Source organism: Bartonella sp. MU70NMGDW (assembly GCF_042194085.1).
In the GTDB taxonomy this organism is placed as follows: Bacteria; Pseudomonadota; Alphaproteobacteria; order Rhizobiales; family Rhizobiaceae; genus Bartonella; species Bartonella grahamii.
Genome location: NZ_JBHIMK010000413.1, coordinates 1 through 1,015 on the forward strand (window position 1 = coordinate 1; position 1,015 = coordinate 1,015).

Annotated in this window: 1 protein-coding gene; it reads right to left on the minus strand. The window is 39.1% G+C overall.

Annotated features, from left to right (window positions below; genetic code table 11):
* Positions 1 to 1,015: autotransporter assembly complex family protein (locus tag ACFIKE_RS11335; RefSeq protein ID WP_375650045.1), on the minus strand; the 1,015-nt coding region annotated here is incomplete at both ends.

A 1,015-nucleotide genomic window follows, 5' to 3' on the forward strand; every position in this document is an offset into this window, starting at 1 on the left:
CGTAAAGGACCAAGACCCGTCATATAACGACCTCCTATACCGGCTCCCCATTTAATTTTTTGAGAAAAATCAAAATTCGCCTTTTCCCCTACGGCACCTCCATCAAGAAAACCGACAAACCCTATTTTATCATTTAAAGAAACACGCAATTCTGCCGATCCCTCAACAACTGCCCGTCCACCAACAACCGCATCATTTTCTGTTTTGATACCAATATTACGGTAAGCATAACCACGAACAGAGCCCCCACCACCAGCAAAAAAAAGCGTATTCGCGGGGATTTGTGCTGTATCATTCCCAAGAATTGTACCAAGCTTTGCCCGCGTAGCAAAAACAAAACGATTCCCTTCATCCAACGCCCAATAAGAACGACCTTCTGCTGTTACTTTTGCAACAAAGTTGCTAAAACGCATCTCATAAAAAGGCTCAATGAAAACTTCACCATATAAACCTTTTGTTGCATTAAGCTTATTATTACGACTATCGTAAATCAAACCGCTAGGGAAACCTATTGTTGTAAAATTACGGCTCCCAAAATAAATATCACGTGAATAACCATTTGAAACTTCTACAGCAGCCTGTCCCGATAGATTACCATTGAAAATATGTGTAATTCCTAATCTTCCTTTGATGGCCTTTGTCGTATAATTTTCTAGAACATCTTGTTGTATTTTTAATTCTGATCTGAGATCTGTATCTGGCGTGAGTACACCAGGCTTTATAAACGTACCACCGAAAAGATAATCAAAATTTTTAAAATTATACGATTGCTTTTTATTGCTACCAACACCACTTATTTTTGTTTCAATTTTAAGAACCTCTGCATGACCAAAAAGATTGTTATGCATCCAATAAGCTTCAAAACCAGCACCATCTAATGTTGAATAGCTACCGCCTACACCAAAACGACGCGGTTTACGTTCTTGTACAACAAGTGAAAGCGGTAAACTGCCATCTAGATTAATGGTATCAGCCTCACGTATATTGATAGCACGAAAAACACCAAGGCGCGCAA